General features: G+C 42.3%; 15 protein-coding genes. 4 read left to right on the top strand and 11 right to left on the bottom strand.

All coding sequences use genetic code 11. From position 1 onward, the window contains the following. The first annotated feature begins 5 nt into the window (after positions 1–5). The 3 genes from ilvN to EJN84_RS12535 all read left to right on the top strand — a co-directional run bounded on the left by ilvN (position 6) and on the right by EJN84_RS12535 (position 1,984). Positions 6–584 (top strand): acetolactate synthase small subunit, encoded by a 579-nt coding sequence (gene ilvN / locus EJN84_RS05025; RefSeq protein ID WP_101486359.1) that lies wholly within the window; start codon positions 6–8, stop codon positions 582–584. Positions 585–642: 58 nt separating this feature from the next. Next, entirely contained in the window at positions 643–1,689 is a 1,047-nt protein-coding gene (gene ilvC / locus EJN84_RS05030) for a ketol-acid reductoisomerase (RefSeq protein WP_129594387.1), read from the top strand. Between the two features lie 64 nt (positions 1,690–1,753). Further along, on the top strand, positions 1,754–1,984 hold the full coding sequence (locus EJN84_RS12535; protein WP_129594388.1) for a DUF2905 domain-containing protein: 231 nt from the start codon (positions 1,754–1,756) through the stop codon (positions 1,982–1,984). Between the two features lie 17 nt (positions 1,985–2,001). On the opposite strand, the gene pdxA is transcribed toward EJN84_RS12535, so the two are convergent. From pdxA to rlmN, 3 genes are all read right to left on the bottom strand, one after another. Further along, positions 2,002–3,102 carry a 4-hydroxythreonine-4-phosphate dehydrogenase PdxA gene (gene pdxA, locus EJN84_RS05040; protein ID WP_129594389.1) on the bottom strand — a complete coding sequence of 367 codons (1,101 nt, stop codon included), beginning with the start codon at positions 3,100–3,102 and terminating at the stop codon, positions 2,002–2,004. Between the two features lie 18 nt (positions 3,103–3,120). Then, positions 3,121–4,143 (bottom strand): DUF4837 family protein, encoded by a 1,023-nt coding sequence (locus EJN84_RS05045; protein WP_129594390.1) that lies wholly within the window; start codon positions 4,141–4,143, stop codon positions 3,121–3,123. 123 nt (positions 4,144–4,266) lie between these two features. Further along, positions 4,267–5,295, bottom strand: a complete 1,029-nt coding sequence (gene rlmN, locus EJN84_RS05050) for a 23S rRNA (adenine(2503)-C(2))-methyltransferase RlmN (protein ID WP_129594391.1) — start codon at positions 5,293–5,295, stop codon at positions 4,267–4,269. 106 nt (positions 5,296–5,401) lie between these two features. On the opposite strand from rlmN, the gene EJN84_RS05055 reads away from it, so the two are divergent. After that, positions 5,402–6,280: an alpha/beta hydrolase gene (locus EJN84_RS05055; RefSeq protein WP_129594392.1), complete on the top strand. Its 879-nt coding sequence runs from the start codon at positions 5,402–5,404 to the stop codon at positions 6,278–6,280. A gap of 68 nt (positions 6,281–6,348) precedes the next feature. On the opposite strand, the gene EJN84_RS05060 is transcribed toward EJN84_RS05055, so the two are convergent. From EJN84_RS05060 to EJN84_RS05095, 8 genes are all read right to left on the bottom strand, one after another. Then, positions 6,349–7,074, bottom strand: coding sequence for a head GIN domain-containing protein (locus EJN84_RS05060; RefSeq protein ID WP_165004080.1), 726 nt, complete (start codon positions 7,072–7,074; stop codon positions 6,349–6,351). A 66-nt stretch (positions 7,075–7,140) separates the two neighbouring features. Next, positions 7,141–8,442, bottom strand: coding sequence for a TolC family protein (locus EJN84_RS05065; protein ID WP_129594394.1), 1,302 nt, complete (start codon positions 8,440–8,442; stop codon positions 7,141–7,143). 65 nt (positions 8,443–8,507) lie between these two features. Next, complete coding sequence (locus EJN84_RS05070) at positions 8,508–9,617, bottom strand: efflux RND transporter periplasmic adaptor subunit (RefSeq protein WP_129594395.1); 1,110 nt, start codon at positions 9,615–9,617, stop codon at positions 8,508–8,510. Between the two features lie 48 nt (positions 9,618–9,665). Next, positions 9,666–10,919 carry an ABC transporter permease gene (locus tag EJN84_RS05075; RefSeq protein ID WP_129594446.1) on the bottom strand — a complete coding sequence of 418 codons (1,254 nt, stop codon included), beginning with the start codon at positions 10,917–10,919 and terminating at the stop codon, positions 9,666–9,668. Positions 10,920–10,999: 80 nt separating this feature from the next. Beyond that, on the bottom strand, positions 11,000–12,262 hold the full coding sequence (locus EJN84_RS05080) for an ABC transporter permease (RefSeq protein ID WP_129594396.1): 1,263 nt from the start codon (positions 12,260–12,262) through the stop codon (positions 11,000–11,002). A gap of 17 nt (positions 12,263–12,279) precedes the next feature. Then, entirely contained in the window at positions 12,280–12,999 is a 720-nt protein-coding gene (locus EJN84_RS05085; RefSeq protein ID WP_129594397.1) for an ABC transporter ATP-binding protein, read from the bottom strand. A gap of 297 nt (positions 13,000–13,296) precedes the next feature. Further along, a complete protein-coding gene (locus tag EJN84_RS05090; protein WP_129594398.1) occupies positions 13,297–13,914 on the bottom strand; it encodes a polysaccharide deacetylase family protein in 618 nt (205 codons plus the stop codon). Between the two features lie 80 nt (positions 13,915–13,994). After that, entirely contained in the window at positions 13,995–17,462 is a 3,468-nt protein-coding gene (locus EJN84_RS05095) for a DUF2723 domain-containing protein (protein ID WP_129594399.1), read from the bottom strand. Between the last annotated feature and the right edge of the window lie 218 nt (positions 17,463–17,680).

The raw sequence follows: 17,680 nt of genomic DNA on the forward strand, positions 1-17,680 counted from the left end.
GAATTATGGAAAATAAAACACTCTATACGATCACCATTTTTTCTGAAAATGCAGTAGGGGTACTCAATCAGATAACCACAATTTTTACAAGAAGACAAGTCAACATCGAAACCCTATCCGTTTCGCCTTCAGCCATTCCGGGCATTCACAAATTTACCATCACGGCTCTTTCGGAAACCGAAGAATCGATAAAAAAGCTCGTCAATCAAATAGACAAGCAGGTAGATATTCTGAAAGCTTTTTACAACACCAACGACGAATTGGTACATCAGGAGCTCGCCTTGTATAAATTATCCACGGAAAAGGTATTGGAGCACGGATCGATAGAATATTTGGTAAGAAAATACAACATTCGCGTGCTGGAAATTTCAAAAGATTGCATCGTATTTCTCAAAGCCGGACACTACGTCGAAACGCAAGCACTTTTCGAAGAATTGGCCGAAAAAATCGGAGTATTGCAATTCGTCCGTTCGGGGAGAATTGCCATCACCAAATCGCCCGTCGAACGACTGAGCGATATGTTGGCCAAACGCAGCGAAGCCGAAGAAAGAATTAAGGAATCATACAACAAAACAAACGAATAAAACAATTTAATTATTAATAAAACGGGAAACAGATTTCCCGGGAAAAAACTTTAAGAAAATGGCAAAAATGAATTTTGGAGGGGTTGAAGAAAATGTAGTAACCCGAGACGAATTTCCGTTAAGCAAAGCAAAAGAAGTATTGAAAGATGAAACCATTGCGGTCATCGGTTATGGCGTGCAAGGGCCGGGCCAATCGCTCAACTTGCGCGACAACGGATTTAATGTGATTGTGGGGCAGCGTAAAGGTGGCAAAACTTGGGACAAAGCAGTAGCCGACGGATGGGTGCCGGGCGAAACTTTATTCGAAATTGAAGAAGCATGCCAACGAGGCACCATCATTCAGTATCTGCTTTCGGATGCCGCACAAATACAAGTATGGCCGACAGTAAAAAAACATCTGACTGCAGGTAAAGCGCTTTATTTTTCGCACGGATTCGGCATCACCTACAACGATCGTACCGGCATTGTTCCTCCGGCCGACGTTGACGTGATTTTGGTTGCTCCAAAAGGTTCGGGCACAAGCCTTCGTCGGATGTTTCTCGAAGGACGCGGACTGAATTCGAGTTACGCTATTTATCAGGATGCCACCGGAAAAGCTTTCGATCGGGTAATTGCACTCGGCATCGGAATTGGCTCAGGATATCTGTTCGAAACAACTTTTCAGCGCGAAGTATATTCCGACTTAACTGGGGAACGCGGTACACTTATGGGCGCTATTCAGGGATTGTTACTCGCTCAATACGAAACATTGCGCGAAAACGGGCACTCACCTTCGGAAGCATTCAACGAAACGGTTGAAGAGCTTACTCAATCGCTGATGCCCTTGTTCGCCGAAAAAGGAATGGACTGGATGTATGCCAATTGTTCAACCACCGCACAGCGTGGCGCTTTGGATTGGATGGGACCATTTCACGACGCAACCAAACCCGTTTTCGAAAAACTATACAGGGAGGTAGCCAATGGAAACGAAGCTCAACGATCGATCGACAGCAATTCTCAGCCCGATTATCGCGAAAAACTCGAAGAAGAGCTGAAAGCTCTCCGCGAAAGCGAAATGTGGCAAACGGGTGCTGTAGTTCGCAAACTTCGTCCCGAAAACAATTGATGCAATTCAATATAAACGGAAGACGTGGTCGGGATGGCCACGTCTTTGTTTTCTTTGATCAACTATGCAACAATCCGGAAAAATTTTAATAACAATCGGAATTATTATCCTTATTGTCGGAATAATTCTCCTATTTTTTGGCGATAAATTGTCATTCTTGGGTCGATTACCCGGAGACATCCGCATCGAAAGAGAAAATTTCCGGTTTTACTTTCCCATTACCACGATGATTTTGCTAAGTGCCGTTCTAAGTTTAGTCTTGTGGATCATCCGTAAAATCGGAGGAATGTTTTGAAGACAAATCGCTTTTGCTCAATCTTCCGCTTCGTCTGCGGTCAAATCGAGTTTTTCGTCGTCTTTTCCCCTATCGAAGAACATCTTGTGTAAAGGATTTCGACGAGCTTCGTCGTATAACTTACGATTTTTATAAATATCGATAGCCATATAAATGGCTTGACGAAAAGATTCGTCCGAAGCCTTATCCTGCCCCGCAATATCGTAGGCTGTACCGTGATCGGGCGATGTACGAACTATGGGAAGACCGGCGGTGAAGTTTACGCCTGAAGCCATTGACAGCGTTTTAAACGGTATCAATCCCTGGTCATGATACATGGCCAAAACGGCATCGAAATCTTTATATCGCCCCGATCCGAAGAAGCCGTCTGCAGGGAAAGGTCCTGCACACAAAATGCCACGATCCTGCGCTTCCTTGATAACAGGAGCGATAATCTCGTTTTCTTCCTTACCCAACAATCCATTTTCGCCGGCATGAGGATTCAAACCCAAAACGGCAATCCGTGGATTCTCGAGATTGAAATCGCGTCTGAGTGACAGATCCAGAATATCGAGCTTCTCCGTTATATTTTCTTTTGTAATGTGACGAGAAACCTCAGAAATAGGCATATGCGCCGTTACGAGAGCAACTCTGAGAGTTTCGTTGGCCAAAATCATGAGGGCTTTTTCTCCTTTTTTGGAGAATCGTTGTTGCAGATATTCTGTGTGCCCCGGAAAATGAAAATTTTCGCTCTGAATAGCATCTTTGTTGATGGGGAGAGTAACCAGAACATCTATTTTCGAGTTTTCCAAATCGTTGCAAGCTGCCTCAAGAGCTACGAAAGAAGCTTCGCCTGAAACATCGGACGGGACACCCATTTCGATTTTCAATTCTTCTTTCAGGCAATTTACCATATTAATTTGACCTTCTTCGCATTCGTCGGCACGACGTATCAAATTGAATGAAATGGGTTGATAATTGAGTACTTTGCGATAATAAGATGCCACTTTGGGTGATCCATAAATCACGGGGTTGAAAAGTTCGAGTAAGCGATCATCGGCGAAAGTTTTGAGCAAAATTTCATAACCGACGCCGTTGATATCTCCATGCGTGATGCCAACTTTGAGTAATTCCGACATTTTTTTACTACTTGAGATTTATTTCTTTTTTACTGCTTCGTCCGAAGCCATTTCTTCAGGCTTCAATATCCGAATGGTGTAGAACGATGCTTCCAGCGTTCGAATTAGATTTCTTTTATTGCTTTCGGGAGCATAAACAAAAACATCTACAACGATAACTTTGTTGGTGTAGGGATTGACAAACGCCTGCGAAACAAAAGGCCCGCCCATCATATCAGTGGTCATCTCCCATAAACCACGAAGTTCGGCGCGGAAAATACTATCGACCTCCATTTTTTTATAAATCGGATCATAAGCCTTCGATGTAGTCATTTGTGAATCAAAACTACCTTTGATATGTTCGCCCAAAATCTTGTTGCGAATTGCAATGAGCGAATCCTTTTCGAAAACCTTTTCGGTGGTATAGGGAAACTGGTAGATTACAATATCCTGCCGTTTTTCGCCGGCATTGTTCGTAGCCCAATAAAAATCTTTTTTCGTTGTAACGTGTGGCAATCCCTTCGGATAACTGATCGATATTCCGAACATTTGCCTGATTTGCGTTTGGGGAGTGTATGCATCTTTCTTGAGCCATTCGGCAGTACGTTCCAGTTCTTTTGTTACTAAATAATCGACGATACTGGCTGAATTTTCGGTCACATAGTTCACAAATGAGGTGGTATCTGGCGCTTTGATAGTCAGGATTACCTGCCCGTAAGCATGTTTGTCGATCTCCGCACTAAGCTTGGGCGCAGAGTAAATATTCGAAATTTCGGGAATCACGATATTACGCATCGTTCTGAACGTAGTTGTAAAGTTTTCGGGTGCAATCTGCATAATCCTGAAATTTGGTTCGGTTTGAGGCAACCCTAATACAGGTGAATTGAGCACATCGAAAAGAGCTCTTCCTGCAAGGCCTTCTTTCCACGACTGATCATCCATCACCACAAGCACTTCGTTAGCAGTCGAAGAGGCAGATAATATACCGCTGCCGTTATTGCACGATGAAAAACCAACGACAATGGCCAAAAGAAGCGTGACAGATAAAGCAATATGTTTCATAATATAAATGTTTTAGGCGTTAGACATAAATTATCTCATCAACCATACAACAAAAATAATGCAATTTGCGCGAAATGAATATCTTCGAGCTATATTTATGATAATTTACGGATTGGTCAATCATTAGACTGCTTTTTTTGACTGAGTGGAAAGCATGCCGCAAGCAGCAGAAATATCTTCGCCGCGCGAAGCGCGAATGGTGCTGATGAAGCCTTTTGCAGTGAGAAAATCGCGAAATGCAATCATTGTTTCATCATCCGAGGGACGATATTCGCTATCGGGAATTGCATGAAAACGTATGAGATTGATGCGACAATCCAACCCTGCGAGAAGACGGGTCAGTTCACGCGCATACACGAGCGAATCATTTATGCCCGCAAACATGATGTATTCGAATGAAAGCCGGCGCTGATGACTCCAATCGTAATTTCGAAGCAGTTCGACAATTTCCTTCGAAGCATATTTTTTTTCGATAGGCATCAACGACTGTCGCTGCACTGACAAAGGACTGTGTAAACTTACAGCCAAATGGCACTTACTTTCATCCAGAAAAAGCTTCAATTTGGGCAAAACACCTATGGTGGAAAGTGTGATCCGCTTCGGGCTCCAAGCCAACGCATAATCGGCAGTCAGAATTTCGATTGCTTTCATCACGTTTTCGTAATTGTCGAGCGGCTCTCCCATTCCCATAAACACAATATTGGACAAAGCTTCGGAATCGGGAACCGAATATACTTGATTCAAAATTTCATTGGCCGACAAATTTCCATTGAAACCCATCTTTCCTGTCATGCAAAAACTGCAGTTCATTTTGCATCCGACTTGCGACGAAACGCAAAGCGTTAGTCGATCATCTTCCGGAATAGTAACCGATTCGATGAATTGGCCGGTCATGGTTTCGAAAAGCATTTTTTTGGTTCCGTCCACCGATGTTTGCAAATTTTGAGGTTCTTTTCGGCCAACTTCGAAATGCTTTTTGAGGACATCGCGATTTCGAATGGAAATATTTGTCATTTCGTCGATACTTTTCACCCGCTTGACATAAATCCAATCTGCAATTTGTTTAGCGGTAAATTTAGGCAATTCGAGTTCACACACAGCGGAAGTAATTTCGGCAAGCGTCATACCGAGAAGATATTGGTTCGCATTCATTTGCAATCGTCATCTAATTTTAGAAAACAAAGGTAATGATGTTTTACAAATAAAACGGAAGTTTTTCCTACTTTTGCATCAAAACTAAAATTATAATCAATGGGTTATGAAAAAATATGCATTCATCTTCATTAGTTTATTTTCTATGGTTGTAATAGCACAAGAAAAACCGATTCTGTTGTTTCCCGATGGCGCTCCGGGCGAAACAAAAAAAATGAAACAGGTCGATGACTGGAGTGGACCTAAAGTGGGAGGTTGTCCTGTGTTAAGAATCAGTAATGTGAGCGAGCCTACACTGACATTTTATCCGGCACCGGTTGACAACAATTCGGGAACAACCATTATTGTGGGTCCGGGCGGAGGATACAATATTCTGGCTTACAACCTCGAAGGAAGCGAAATTTGCAAACGTTTCAACAGTTTCGGCGTGAATTGTGTGCTGTTGAAATATCGAGTTCCTCGTCGTGAAGGATTGGAAAAACATGTTGCACCTTTGCAAGATTTGCAACGTGCCATCGCTTACACACGTTATCATGCCAAAGATTGGAATATCGATCCGAACAAAATCGGAGTGATCGGTTTTTCGGCAGGCGCTCATCTTTCGGCAATGGCAAGCACTGCATACAAAGAAAGAACTTATCCGGCTGTGGATAGTGCCGACAACGAAAGCTTGCGTCCCGATTTTTGCCTGCTCATCTATCCGGCATATCTTGATGGAACAAATTTTACGGTTGCCTCCGAACTGAAAATAACTTCCGAAACGCCTCCGACTTTTCTTGTTCAAACTGAAGATGATTCGAAATTACTGAACAGCAGCATTTTCTATTATTACGCATTGAAAGAGGCAAAAGTTCCTGCATCGTTGCACCTATACACCACGGGTGGTCATGGATACGGTTTACGAAACACAGGGCATCTGGTAAACGAATGGCCGTATAGAGCAATTGACTGGTTGCGCGATATCGGAATGTTACAAAACAAATAAGCGGAAACTTTCACAAGCCTCCGCCATTAATTTAATTATGTTTAATCCTAAAAAAGAGTATTCAAAATTTATTTACCCGGTTTGATTTTGCCGACGCCCTCCTTGTTCATGTTTTTAACTTTCGGGTTTCCGTAATAAATTGCATTACCAACTCCACTCAATTCTACATCCATTGATTCGGAGCAATTGAATGTTACATTGCCTACCCCGCTCGAATTTACACTTGCATGTTGTGCAACGAGTTTTTCGGCTTTGATGTTTCCTACTCCATTTGATGAAATGGTCATGTTATTGGCTTTCCCGGCAAGTTCGATATTTCCCACGCCATGCGAACGAATTAATATTTGCCCGCAATTCAGATTATCAGCTTTCAGATTACCTACTCCATCAGAAACAATTTCAAGTTTAGGCGAGTTGAAAGCTTTCTCGAACAAAAAATTCCCTACTCCTTCCATTTCAATCAAATTCAGAGTAGGTGATGAAATATAAATATCCAGCTTCTTATTTTTCAGATTATTATTGTTGAATGCACTTTTTTGCATTTCGATAATCAATTTTCCTTTTTCCACATTCACGTTCAAACGATCTATCAAGTCCTTGTTCCCTTCAGCTCTCAAACTTGTAGTAGGTCCCTGAAAGAAATGGATATTCGCTACCGAGTTTGATTCGACAGCTTCGAATGTAGACACATTAAAGGTCTTCGACGTGATGCGTTGTTGCGCATTCAGCACGCAACTTGTGGCAATAATGCAAATTGAAATGAAAGAAGCGAACATCAATATTTTTGTTTTCATACTTTGAATAATATTTTCGTGACGTTTATGATAAGACGTACCCATTTCGGGAATAGTTACAAGAAATCAGTCTTTTAACAACTCCAATATTTTAAGGCGAAAAGCATATTCGTATTTGGCTTGCGCCATTTCACCCAATACTTGTGTGAGATTATTTTTCGCCTGAAACAGTTCATAGGAATTGGCCCGACCGTTTTCGAATTTTTGTTCGGCAAATCGATAAGCCTCGCGACCGGCAATTTCCGATTTTTTGGCTGCTTCCCAACGGCTATTCGCTCCGAGTGCATTGTAGTAGGCCTGTTCGATACGTTTACGCAAATCGAGTTTTGTTTTATCCATTTCCAACCGACTGTTTTCGACCGCAATTTGTGCAGTGCGAATGCTATTACGCACCTGAAAACGGTTGAAAATGGGTATTCGCAAGCTAAAGCCTACAGAATTGCTCATATTGTTTCGCATTTGCGAACTGAACGAATCGTTTGTCCGATTGCTCATGTGATAATAACCTGTACCCACATTTGCACCAAAGGAGAGCGTGGGATACAGTTGAGCTTTGGACATCAATACTTCTTTTTGCGCACTTTCCAATCGGAAATTGGCACCGCTTATTTCGGGCCGATTGATGAGTGCATTTTGATATACCACATCCGACGAAAGCAAAATACTTTCACCGATCAGTTTTTCGGCAGGAGGTGCAGTAATGTCCAAATCCGAAACATTTTCTATCTCCATAATTTGTGCCAAATCAAGCAAGGCTAACTTCAGATTGCTTTCGGCCTGTACACGGTTAAGTTCTTCTTTCGCCTTTTGAGCCTCAAGCTCATAAATTTCGCCTTCTGCCATTTTACCGCTTTTTATCAATTCGCTTCTTTGCAAAATATTGGCGTTGGTAAGTTCTATTTGATCCTCCGAAATCTGCAACAGTTCCTTATTGAGCAAAACTTGAAGGAAGGCGGTGGAAACGCTGATGACAATATCGTCACGAATTTTATCCAAATCGGCTTGCGATGCGTTCACATCGGCTCTTCGAGCATCAATGTTATGCTTCATGCGCAGCCCATCGAAGAGTGTGATGTCGCTTCCGAGGCTGAAGGAGGTTTGCGACGAATTGGTGTTTTGGTAAGTGTTGTCTAATCCGATGGAACGCCCAAACACAAAGTTTTGGCCCGCCGAAGCATTCAGGTTAGGTAAAAGATCGGCGCGCGCCTGATTGTAAGAGATTTCACGGTTTTGTTTGTTTAACTCCTGTTGCTTGACGTTGCGATTATTTTCCAATGCAATGGCAATACATTGTTCGAGTGTGAGTTGCTGTTGCGCCGAGACGACACTTGCAAGGCAAAACGAAAAAATGAGAAATGAATATTTCATGTGGAGATTTTTAATCGATTGTGGCTTGTTGTTTATCTTAAGATGCAACGTTTTCTGACATGTAATTACGACTTTTTCTTTTTGTCGATAACTTCTGTTCCTCGAATTTTATCGTTCAGTTGCAATCCGTTCTGCACCTCGATGTGAATTCCGTCAGAAAGACCGATTTTGACGAGTTTGCGTTCGAAAGTCTGGGGCTTTTCGCTCTTGACAAGGTAAACGAAAGCCGAATCCCCACTAAATTCGAGCGAACTTTCGGGTATCATCAGTACATCGTTCCTTTTGTCGAGAATGATTTCGGCGTTGGCACTGTATCCGGCGCGAATGAAGACATCTGTCGGCAATTTCATTGCAGCTTTCATCTCGAACAAAATAGCTCCGCTTTCTTCTGTTCCTTTCGGGGAAACATATTCCAACGTCGCTGGTATTTCGCGATTTTGGATGGCTCCGATGGTAATTTCCATGGGCATGCCTTCGTGCAATTTGCCGACTTCGGTTTCGTCTATTTTCCCGACGAAGAGCATATCGTTCAGGTTGGCAACCGAAGCCACCGTTGTGCCATCGTTGAAATTGTTGGATTGGATGACGGAATTGCCCACTTTGACCGGAATATCGAGAATGGTTCCCGAAACGGTGGAACGAATGAGGGTATTGCTGTATTTGGCGGAACTTGCGGTAATTCCCGTGCGGACAAGACTCAAATTATCGGATGCGGCACGCAGTTCTTCCTGGTCGTTTTTGTATTGAAGCGCCACTTTTTCGAATTCTTCCTTCGAAATCACTTTGTTTTCGTATAACTTGCTGTCGCGTTCATAATTGCGGCGACTTTGATCTAAGGCAATCTCGGCGCGTGACAGGCGCGATTCGGCACTGCTCAGATTCACCATATCGGGAACAACCTGTATCTTGGCAATGATGTCGCCTGCCTGAACCGTTTCCCCGGCTTGCTTATATACTTCGGAAATGATTCCCGACATTTGCGGTTTGATGAGAATTTCGTTGCGAGGTTCCACTTTCCCTGTGGCTACCGTACGTTTCTCGATATTTCCCTTCGTTACCGTTTCGATATGGTAAACAACCACTTTGGGGCGCGATTTTTGCCATAGAAACACGAAGGTGAGTATTACCAAAAGTCCCAACAGGGATAATCCTGCTATTTTCAATACTTTTTTCATCTATATCTTGTTTAGTTTGTTGTTTTTCTTCTCATTTTTAAACGATAATTATTCTTCCCTGATCGCTTCGATGGGCTTGATCATCATGGCTCGTTGAGCAGGAATCATGCCTGCAAGTGTGCCGATCACAATCAAAATCATCAACGAACCGACGGCCATCCCGAAAGATATTTGAGGATCTTTGAAAAACTGATCGCCCTGACTCAGCACGATGCCTGTAGCAGCAAGAATGCCTACCCCCAACACTATACCGAGTATTCCGGCAACTACGGTGAGCACAATACTTTCGCTCATGATTTGTCCGATGATGGCGCGAGGCGTCGCACCTAAAGCACGTCGTATCCCGATCTCCCTAGTGCGTTCACGAACAGTCACCAGCATGATGTTGCTGACGCCGATAGCACCGGCAAACAGTGTCCCCAACCCCACAATCCAAATGAGCGAAGCAATGCCGATACCCAAATAATTAAACATGTTGAACTGCTCTTCGATGTTCATGCCGCCAACAGCTTCCTTGTCGTCGGGCGAAATTTGATGTTGCTGCTTTAATATATCGGTAATTTGATCCTGTACGATTTTAACGGGCGTTCCGTGATTAGCTGTGGCCGCAACAAAGTGAATGATGTTTCCCTGATTAAACGCTTGTTGCATTGTACTGAACGGAAGTACTACTGTTTCGGCTGTTTGTCCGCCGATGCTGACCCCCGATGTACTGCGAGCCACCCCAATTACCTGAAAATAGATGCCGTTAACGCGAATTTGTTTGCCTACGGGATCTTCTCCCGATTGAAAAAGAACTTCGTAAATTCGTTCGCCGATTACGCAAACTTTCCGCTTTTCGGCAATATCGATATCATTCACATAGCGGCCGTAAATCATGTTGCTCTTTTCAATCAAATCGTACTCGGGATAGCAACCCTTTACAAGATAAGCGCCGTTTCTTTCGCCTCTTACCACGTTTTTTTCGCTTCCGCCACCTCCGCCGAAAAGCACGGGCGAAATATACTGCAGCTCCTTTACCCGCTGCCGAATGATGGGAATATCGCTGTTCGTCATGTTCCAATTGCGTCCTTTACGAAATCCCTGATAGGGTTCCGTTGTGGGATTCGACCAAAAAAAGCAGGAATTGGTGGCAAATCCTTCGATCTGCGACGATATCCCCTTGTCGAGTGCATTGCCCGCACCCACCATAGCAACGAGCATGAACATTCCCCAAAACACGCCAAAGGCTGTAAGTGTACTTCGTGATTTGTTGTGGGTAATGGTGATCCAAATTTCCTGCCAATGATCCAAATCGAAGATTTTCCCGAAATCTTTGAACAAGCCGGAAAGGGAATCGCTATGGTTATCTTTTGATGATTTCATTGTTATGTCGTATTTGCCTATTCTTCTCTCATGGCTTCAATGGGATGCACTTTCACTGCTTTTCGGGCAGGCAAATATCCGGCAAGAACACCGGCAATAATGAGGACGACGGTGGCGAAAACGGCATATCCGATATCCACCGTAGGGTTTTTGAAAACCGACATCTGCATGCTATCCGACGAGGCATTTGCGGCTGCAGCCTGTTCCATCAGAAAATTCACCAATTCGGTAACGCCGATACCAAGCATCAACCCAACGTAGCCAAAAATGGCTGTAATGATGATCGATTCGAGAATAATCGATTTGAGGATAGACGAAGGAGGAGCACCAATGGCTTTACGGATGCCGATTTCCCGGGTTCGTTCTTTTACCGTTACCAACATGATGTTGCTCACGCCCACGATACCTGCAATAAGCGTAAAAATTCCGATGATAGACACAAAAATGGTGATGCCGCCGAAAATCTTCATGGTTTCGATGTATTCGGCTTGCGTATTATTAACCCAGAGAGCTTGTTTGTCTTGAGGATCGAAACTGAGGCTGCGTCCCATGAGATTGCGCAACGCTTCGTCGAAGCGTTCGTTGGCAGCTTTTGTTTCGAGTCCGTTGACAGTGAACATGATTTGATTAAATTTTTTGTCGGGATTGAAAATCACCTGTGAAGTTGAAAAAGGAATGTAAGCGTTCGACCCACCCCACTGTTCTTTTTTCGAATTGATGCCGATTACTTTAAACATCAACTGACCTACTTTCACGTATTGCCCCAATGCCGGTTTACCTTTGAAGAGCACTTCCACGATTTTTCGGTCGAGGACGATCACTTTGTTTGTTTGGTTTATATCCAATTGATTAATAAAACGTCCGTCGCCTTGTTGAATGACCAGTTTTTCGATTTCGGAGTATGCCGGCATTACGCCTCTTACCTGATAGGTACCGTATTCCGACCCGTAGGAGATAGTTTGACTTTTGTCCGATCGGGCAGTAATCAAATCGCTTTGCGTTACCTCATGGTGGATAGTGGAAATCTCTTTCTCCATGAAATGCAGATTTCGTCCCGACTTCAATCCGTTGTAGGGAATGGATGTAGTGCCCGACCATAAACTGATGCGGTTAACCGCTCGCGAACTGAAATTGGACATCACCCCGTTTTTCAATCCGTTGCCGGCACCCAAAAGCACAATGAGTATGAAAATGCCCCATGAAACCGATAATCCGGTAAGAGTGGTACGCAATTTGTTTTTCTTTAGTGTACTGAATATTTCCTGCAGATGGTCGTTCATCTCCGGTAGGTATTTGTCTATATGTTTTGAACTGCGTGGATGTACGCATTGTGCACGCCGTTTTCTTTACGGGTTTCATATTCGATCATTCCATCTTTTAAATGGATTATACGGTTGGTTGCATCGGCAACCGCCTTTTCGTGCGTTACAATGATGGTGGTGATGCCCTGTTTGTTGAGATTAGTGAGCACATCCATCACTTCCACTGTGGTTTGGCTGTCGAGAGCGCCGGTTGGCTCATCGGCAAGAATGATGCGGGGATTCGAAATCATTGCGCGCGCAATGGCAACGCGTTGCTTTTGTCCTCCCGAAAGTTCGCTCGGCATGTGATAAGCCCAATCCTTCAATCCCATTTTTTCCAGAAGTTCCATGGCAATGATGTTGCGCTTTTTCCGACTGACATTTTTATAATAAAGCGGAAGTGCAACGTTTTCCAAGGCATTTTTGAAGCCGATAAGATTAAACGACTGAAAAACAAACCCGATCATTTCGTTGCGATAGTGCGCAGCCTGCTTTTCACTGAGGTTTTTCATTAATGTGCCATCCAGGTAATATTCTCCTGAATCGTAGGTATCCAAAATGCCTAAAATATTCAGCAAGGTAGATTTGCCCGATCCTGATGCTCCCATCACCGAGACATATTCACCGGCGTCGATATGCAAATTGATTCCCTTAAGGACGTGAAGTGAAATGGCTTCTGTATAATACGATTTGTGAAGTTGCTTTAAATCAATCATTCTTCAAACAAATTAATAACCCAATTGGGTTGATCCGAAAGATTAAATTTCAAATTTGAATACGTTTCCCAATCGGAATATTTATTACCGGCACAAAAGTATGGAAAACATTGTACTTTGCAATACATAATACTAAATAATTTTATTTTTTAATATTTTTTAATCCTAATAGAAAATTCAGTCATGGTTGAAGATTCTATAAAAAGCTTCAAGATTACCTAACCTATAGGATATCGAATTTTTTAAGGATGAAATAATGGCGCGATATTTACATTCAATTTAATTAATAAAAAGATTTTAAGGTAGTGTTTCAAAGCAGTATCCCTGACTCAACAACCAATCGATAGCTCGAGGTAATGCATATTTCAAATTCCTTTCGGCTTTAAGCGAATCGTGAAAAACGATAACAGAACCATCTCTTACATAATTTTTCACATTGTCGAGAACATGCTCAGGAGTAAGTTTTTTGTTGTAGTCGCGCGTAACAACATCCCACATCACTACCTGATAACCCGAACACACCAAAGCTCCGTTTTGGGGCAAACGCATGTGCCCATGAGGCGGACGCACCAAATTCGATTGAATGAGTTCGGAGGCTTTACGAACGTTGGCCAAGAATGTGCCGGTTCGAAACTTCCATCCCTGAACATGGTTAAATGTATGATTCCCTACACGATGTCCTCTTCTCAAAATATCTTGGTAAACTTCGGGATATTTTCGAACATTGTCTCCCACACAAAAAAAAGTAGCTTTGATATTATAAGAATGGAGAAGATCTAACACCCAAGGGGTTATTTCAGGAATAGGACCATCATCAAACGTAAGATAAACGGTTTTTTGTCCGTCGATAGTTTTTCTCCAAATAGCATTATGAAAGAGAAGTCTGTATAGCTTAGGTGGCTGTTCGATAAGCATGAGTAAATATTTTTTACAAAAATCAAAAAAAGAGATGTACGAAATATGTCCATACATCTCTTTAAAAAGAAAATCTAAGATTATTGAAGTTTTCCGTATTGTTCGAACAATTTGGGATTATACTGCTGCATCATTTTCAGCGTTTTTTGCATTGTTTGTTCTGCTACGTGTCGGCTAACAGTATCGTTAGATGAGCCATAATAACTACGGAGAGAACTGTTGGTTAGCTCTTTCAGAATATCATCACCGAGCGGATAAACACCGGTTCCATAATAAAATTGTGCACGCTTCAGTAAATCATCCACAAGCGTGATGTATTTTTGTTGATCAAACACTTGATAAATATCGGCTATCAACAACAACGGATCAAGGTTGTTTCGGGATATGTCGATCCACGAATTTGCAATTTGAACCGGAGAAAGACGATCATACCACGAAAGATTTTTATTTATTCTATCGAGTATGGAGACGATCAAATCCGTACCTTTTTCCTTTTCGCCCAATTGCAAATAATTTCTGGCAAAAATCAATCCTTCTGTGCGGAAAGGAGCAACCTGATCGGGCATCACGGCAATACACTTATCCAAAGCAGCGAGCGCCATATCGTTCTTACCCTCTTCGATTAGAGCGGCGATAAGTTGCGAGAAATACATTCGAAAAGTATAAATCATATTTCTTGAAGTAACATCTAAATAAATGTTCGGATCTTTATCAACTCCACCCCAGCGAAATTTATTCATCATATTATCGTATGCTATTTCGGTATTTACCCCCTTCGACAAAGGCTCGCCGGGAGTTACACGATAAGTAATTCCTTCAACGATGAGATTATTCTCCACAGGCGCATATAATCCTCGATCGACAGTTGCTGCGAAATAAACAGGTCTTTCCCAGTTGTCGTCATTTATGTTTGTAAGCATTTCGAGAAGCATGAGCTGATGTCGATAGACAACCGACGAATTACCCAGATTGACAATCATTCTTGATTTAGGTTTCGAATTGAGCTTTTTCCAATCCACTTTGGAAGTATCCACATCGAGATACAACAGATTACCCGGAATGATCGGCTCATTATCGAGAGCAGGAAAAGGATTTTTGGGCGTAGCATTATTTCCTGTTCTCAGATTTTCCATCGTCTGTTTTAAGGAAATGGTATCACGAAAAGCATTCTGATCATAATACATTCCGTATGATGGTTGAGGTATATTGTTTTGTTGAAGTATTTGCTCGATTCCTTTTCTCGTCAATACGTAAGCATGCGATCCCTTATCGCTCGCATATCGAGCACGAGGCCACCGAATCGGAAGCGGTTGGGATTCATAAGCCTGCCTAACCATCTGATCCACATACCATTCAGTTTGGAGGTAACTCATATTGCATGCGCGCGTATCGGTTCGAAATCCTTCGACCTCATGTAAATACCACAACGGAAAAGTATCGTTATCGCCGTTGCAAAAGATAATCCCGTTTGGACCAACACTGTTCAAATAATTCATTCCTGCATCTCGAGCCATATATCGTCCCGAACGGTCATGATCGTCCCAATTTTGAGCAGCCATTTGCAAAGGAACCATAATGGAGGCTAAAGTTGCAATTGACGCTGCAGCAACGGTGTTTTTTAGGTATTTTCTCAAAAACAAACTAATGCCTGCGACTCCCATTCCTACCCATATCGAAAACGCATAAAAAGATCCGGCATAAGCATAATCACGTTCGCGCGGCTCAAAAGGAGTTTGATTGAGATACAGAACGATAGCAATGCCTGTCATGAAAAACAGCATGAAAACGATGGAAAAACTCTTGAAGCCATTTTTTTTCAACGAAAGTTGATAAAAAATTCCAATCAAACCGAGAATAAATGGGAGCATGAAATAAACATTCCGGCCTTTGTTGTCTGCAATGTCAGGCGCAATATTGTCTTGTGGCCCCAATCCGAGAATATGCTGATCAATAAAAGGTATCCCCGATATCCAATTCCCTTTTGTTATTCCGCCATCACCCTGTAAATCGTTTTGACGTCCGGCGAAATTCCACATGAAATATCGGAAATACATATAATTAAGTTGGTAGTTGAAGAAAAATTGAATATTCTGAAGAACAGACGGTTTGATATTCTGATTTTCTACACCTCCCCATTGTTGATAACCCACTATGTGATTCTGAAAATTTGGCCCATCCGGAGTTGAGTGCATTCGAGGGAAAAGCATTTCGTTGGTATATTTATAGGAAGGCGACGTTCCTACAACAACATACCGATCTTTTTCATCGGGCGAATTTTTGATAACTCTCCCATATCTCTTTACTCTTTTACTCACAACGGCGTTTCCTTCAGCATCGCGCAGCACTTCCGAAGCATAGGTATGTCCATAGATTAAGGGCGTTTCTCCATATTGTTCGCGATTGAGATATCCGGCTAATGAAAATACGTCTTCAGGCGAATTCTCGTCCATTGGTGGATTGGCGCTCGATCGGATTGGAATAACGGCATAAGCCGAGAATCCGATCCAGATAACCAATAGCGATGAGGAGATCAGATTAACCAATTTCATATTCAAATGCCCGGAAGAAAAAAGAAAATACAACGCAATGCCAATCAAAATAACCCACAACCAAACACTGTTACCCATGAAAAGAATCCCCGAAAAAGCAAGGCTTAATAGAAATGCAAATTTTGCACGTTTTTCATTCGGCTTTGAAGACAGGGTTTCGAAAATAGACCAGAGAATCGACCCAAACAGAAGAGCTACAAAAATAAACAAGCCACTATTGTAGGGCAATCCCACAGAATTGACAAAAAACAGTTCGAACCATCCGCCAACTTTTGTAAAACCCGGAATAATCCCATACATGAGCACCAAAATCAAACCGAATGAAATAAGTAAGGACACGAGGCCTCCTTTCCATGTAGCTTTCTCATTTTTCTTGTAGTAATAAATCAACACAATGGCCGGAATGCATAACAAATTAAGTAAGTGCACACCAATCGAAAGACCCATGACATAAGCAATCAGGATAATCCACTTGTCTGAATGAGGATGTTCGGCATTTTCTTCCCATTTCAAAATCAACCAGAAAACCAAAGCCGTGAGCATGGATGAAAAGGCATAGACTTCTGCCTCGACAGCAGAAAACCAAAACGTATCGGAGAATGTATAAACCAATGCACCCACAACACCTGATCCAATGATAAGGATTGTCTGACCGATAGAAAGATCTTTTTTATCATCTGTTTGCACAAGTTTTCGAGTGAGATGGGTAATCGACCAAAAGAGAAACAGAATAGTGAAAGCACTCAGCAAGGCCGATGAGGCATTAACCATCTTTGCAACTTGCGTCGGATCGGAAGTCAGCTGCGTAAAAAGATTGCCTACTAACATAAAGAAAGGAGCGCCGGGAGGATGACCGATTTCGAGTTTATAAGCCGAAACGATAAACTCGGGACAATCCCAAAAACTTGCAGTGGGTTCGATGGTCATCAGATAAACGATTGCTGCGACCGCAAACATCATCCATCCGATAATGTTGTTGATTAGTTTAAACCTTGTCATTGAGTTGAAAGTAAATTGACATTAAGCCCATTCGCGGGATATTTGGCTACAAATATACATAAAAGTATCTGTAAAATCCGTTTAACATCTGGAGATATAGTGTGAAAAAATAAAAACATAAAAACGAAGCAATCAGCAAATGTTATCAAACATCTTATATTCAATTTATTATAAGAAATATATATCAATTTCAAATATATAATCACAATGAATAATCT

Source organism: Seramator thermalis, assembly GCF_004138125.1.
Lineage (GTDB): Bacteria > Bacteroidota > Bacteroidia > Bacteroidales > Dysgonomonadaceae > Seramator > Seramator thermalis.

Coding starts and splice junctions, on each gene's coding strand:
- ilvN (WP_101486359.1), top strand. CDS start 6: ATGGAAAATAAAACACTCTATACGATCACCATTTTTTCTGAAAATGCA.
- ilvC (WP_129594387.1), top strand. CDS start 643: ATGGCAAAAATGAATTTTGGAGGGGTTGAAGAAAATGTAGTAACCCGA.
- EJN84_RS12535 (WP_129594388.1), top strand. CDS start 1,754: ATGCAACAATCCGGAAAAATTTTAATAACAATCGGAATTATTATCCTT.
- pdxA (WP_129594389.1), bottom strand. CDS start 3,102: ATGTCGGAATTACTCAAAGTTGGCATCACGCATGGAGATATCAACGGC.
- EJN84_RS05045 (WP_129594390.1), bottom strand. CDS start 4,143: ATGAAACATATTGCTTTATCTGTCACGCTTCTTTTGGCCATTGTCGTT.
- rlmN (WP_129594391.1), bottom strand. CDS start 5,295: ATGAATGCGAACCAATATCTTCTCGGTATGACGCTTGCCGAAATTACT.
- EJN84_RS05055 (WP_129594392.1), top strand. CDS start 5,402: ATGAAAAAATATGCATTCATCTTCATTAGTTTATTTTCTATGGTTGTA.
- EJN84_RS05060 (WP_165004080.1), bottom strand. CDS start 7,074: ATGAAAACAAAAATATTGATGTTCGCTTCTTTCATTTCAATTTGCATT.
- EJN84_RS05065 (WP_129594394.1), bottom strand. CDS start 8,442: ATGAAATATTCATTTCTCATTTTTTCGTTTTGCCTTGCAAGTGTCGTC.
- EJN84_RS05070 (WP_129594395.1), bottom strand. CDS start 9,617: ATGAAAAAAGTATTGAAAATAGCAGGATTATCCCTGTTGGGACTTTTG.
- EJN84_RS05080 (WP_129594396.1), bottom strand. CDS start 12,262: ATGAACGACCATCTGCAGGAAATATTCAGTACACTAAAGAAAAACAAA.
- EJN84_RS05085 (WP_129594397.1), bottom strand. CDS start 12,999: ATGATTGATTTAAAGCAACTTCACAAATCGTATTATACAGAAGCCATT.
- EJN84_RS05090 (WP_129594398.1), bottom strand. CDS start 13,914: ATGCTTATCGAACAGCCACCTAAGCTATACAGACTTCTCTTTCATAAT.
- EJN84_RS05095 (WP_129594399.1), bottom strand. CDS start 17,462: ATGACAAGGTTTAAACTAATCAACAACATTATCGGATGGATGATGTTT.